Genomic DNA, 2,626 nt, shown 5'->3' with positions numbered 1-2,626 from the left:
AAAGGAGAGATGAGATGAAAAAGAGCCGCGGTTTGGCGAAAAGGCTCAAAAAGGAAAGAGAGTCATTGGGGCTTTCGAAAACCGACGTGGCAAAAGAAATGGGCTTTTCGAACTATCAGACCCTTAGTTACATAGAGAACGGCTCAAGAGAAGTGAAGGCTTGGGAGCTGTTCAAGCTTGCGAAGATCTACGGCCGCAGCCCTGAGCATTTCTACCGGACTCCTCAGACAGAACCTCTAGTCTTATGGAGGAAGGAGCCCGGAGCAAAAGAGAATCCGCTTCTCAAGAGGAGATTCTTGGAACTGTGCAAGAGATACCAACGGCTGCTGGAACTCACCGAAGAAGAAGACAGTGAGCCCGAGTTGGCCCTCTCAGTGCCGAGTAAGGCGCAGTTACTCAAAGACCCTCTTGAGTATTCAACCCGGCTCGCTGAAGACTACCGGCGTCTTCTTAATCTCGGTGGAAGCCCCGCACTATCTCTTGTCGAGGTCCTTGAGTCGCATGCTGGTGTGAAGGTCATATTTCTTGAGATGGGTGATGCAGGCTCCGGTGCTTCAACCGTGGATGGCTTCGGGAAAGCAATCCTTATCAATTCGAGTGATGCGCCTTGGAGGCGCAACTACGACCTGGCTCACGAACTTTTCCACATCCTCACCTGGGACCTGATTTCTCCAAAAGCGCATTTTTCGGAAGCGGGAAAACCGCCAGTAGAGAAGTGGGCGGATGCGTTCGCCTCCGTGCTTCTCCTGCCGGAACGCGAGATGAAAGCCGAATTCTCGAAGCGGGTGCAGAACAAGAAGATCTCCTACTTGGATGCTGTCGAGATGGCGCGTGACTTCGGAGTATCCACCGAGGCTTTGCTCTGGAGATTGGCCAATCTCCGGGTATTGAGGAGACAGAAGGTTCAAAGGGCTCTCGAAGAGGGAGAGATCAAAGACACGGATCGGAAGCGGCGGAGGTCGGACTGGGACACGGAGAGACCCTACCTGTCCAAGCGGTATGTGACCTTGGCCATTAAGGCATTCCAGTTGGGCAAGCTTTCAAAAGCGAAGCTTGCGGAATACTTAGATGTGCCTTTTAGTGAAGTCAGTTCGTTCATGAGGAGACGCGGATTTGACGAAGAAGAGGACTACTCGACCGAGTTTGGTGCTACTTGATGCTGATGTCATCATAGACTTGCATGGGTTTGGGGTTTGGGACGAGATTCTCTCGAAGTACAAGATCTTCATATCTTCGATTATTCTCCGTCAAGAAGTGTATTTTCACGAGGACGAAGTGGGTCATAAACACCCTATCGATCTTACGAAGGATGTGGACAAGAAGTTCAAGGAGCTTTCTGTAACAGCAGACGAATTGAGGGAGTTCGCGGAACGGTTTGACCCTGTGCTAAAGGCAGAAATCCATCAGGGTGAGAAAGAGGCACTTTGCGTTGTGAGTGCAAACGAGGAGCTGCACTTCTGCACCTGTGATCATGCGCCTGCCGTGGCTCTCGGTGTTCTGGGATTTGGTGACAGAGGGATCTCGTTCGAAATGCTGTTGAAGGGAGCGGGGATCACAAAAACACTGTTGCCAAAGCATACTGAAGAGACATTCCAGAGATATTTGAAGGAAGGCAGCATAATGAGGATCCAGGGCAGGGGCACTTCCATCTGAAATCGTAGAAGTTAGAACGTAGAGCTGAAATCGAAAAACGAAAATCGGAGATTCAAAAACATGAAATTGGGAAATTAAAGACCTTGCCGGAGATTGCTTCGTCGCTAACGCTCCTCGCAATGACACGCTCTTTTTTTGCGTGCTAAGGGCGCGGCGACCGCGCCCCTACAAAAGCTGGCGCTTCGGCTGGCCTCGCACACCTAGCGATACCCTCTCCTTTTATTCCTCCCCCTTGACAAAGGGGGAGGATGGCGTTATTGGGGGGGGCTTCCTGAGACTACTTTTTCTTCTTCCCAGAAAAGCCGATAGGTTTGCGCTTCAGCTCAGGGGGAATCATGAGTTGGCGGATGGCGTCGAAGACAACCTTAAACTGGGTATCGTATTTGTTTTCTAGAGCGTTAAGTTTGCGGGCCAGCTCCGCATGCGATGCTATCATCTGCCTGAGACGAACAAAGGCTCTCATGATTTCGATATTGACCTGAACAGCCCGTTTGCTGTGCAGTACCGTTGAGAGCATGGCCACGCCTTGCTCGGTGAAGGCGTGCGGCAAGGCAGCCGAGAACTTGAGGCTCTGGAGGTGGTCACAGTTTGTGACCACCCTCTTCTTTTCTCCGTTGGTGAGCCGGAACATGAAGTCTGGGGGAAAGCGATCGCGGTTCCTCTTTACAGCTTGATTCAGAGCCTTTGTCGAAACACCGTACAGGATTGCCAGGTCTGCATCCAACATCACCTTCTCGCCACGGATGAGCAAAATAGACCGCTCTATCCGCTCAGCAGGAATCAAGGATGTGCTTTTCCGGGCTCCCATATGTAAATCGTCCATGTTACTGTGTTCAACTTGAGGTCACAAATTGTGACCTCAAGATTGCGTTCCTGCGTGTTGTCTTCTTCAGTTTCTGCTGTCAGGCAGACTACCGGGGAAACATAGGCAGGAAGTGCTGTTTCGCCCTATTCCGGATAGGGACTCGTGTAA

General features: G+C 51.2%; 3 protein-coding genes. 2 read left to right on the top strand and 1 reads right to left on the bottom strand.

Annotation, left to right across the window (positions count from 1 at the left end):
* Nucleotides 1–14 precede the first annotated feature (14 nt).
* Complete coding sequence (locus tag E3J62_09750; GenBank protein TET44631.1) at nucleotides 15–1,157, top strand: helix-turn-helix domain-containing protein; 1,143 nt, start codon at nucleotides 15–17, stop codon at nucleotides 1,155–1,157.
* Complete coding sequence (locus E3J62_09745) at nucleotides 1,144–1,653, top strand: hypothetical protein (protein ID TET44632.1); 510 nt, start codon at nucleotides 1,144–1,146, stop codon at nucleotides 1,651–1,653. The genes E3J62_09750 and E3J62_09745 overlap by 14 nt, the downstream gene beginning before the upstream one ends.
* Before the next feature lie 277 nt (nucleotides 1,654–1,930).
* Here the strand turns inward: E3J62_09745 and E3J62_09740 are convergent, their stop codons facing one another.
* Complete coding sequence (locus tag E3J62_09740; protein TET44630.1) at nucleotides 1,931–2,461, bottom strand: ORF6N domain-containing protein; 531 nt, start codon at nucleotides 2,459–2,461, stop codon at nucleotides 1,931–1,933.
* Nucleotides 2,462–2,626: the final 165 nt, after the last annotated feature.

It is taken from the genome of candidate division TA06 bacterium, assembly GCA_004376575.1.
In the GTDB taxonomy this organism is placed as follows: domain Bacteria; phylum Hydrothermota; class DG-26; order E44-bin18; family E44-bin18; genus E44-bin18.
The sequence above is the reverse complement of the archived record's forward strand: the minus strand, read 5'-3'. Positions and strand labels throughout refer to the sequence as shown.

Bases quoted from the DNA above. Each gene is read 5' to 3' on its own strand.
- E3J62_09750 (TET44631.1), top strand. From the start codon at position 15: ATGAAAAAGAGCCGCGGTTTGGCGAAAAGGCTCAAAAAGGAAAGAGAG.
- E3J62_09740 (TET44630.1), bottom strand. From the start codon at position 2,461: ATGGGAGCCCGGAAAAGCACATCCTTGATTCCTGCTGAGCGGATAGAG.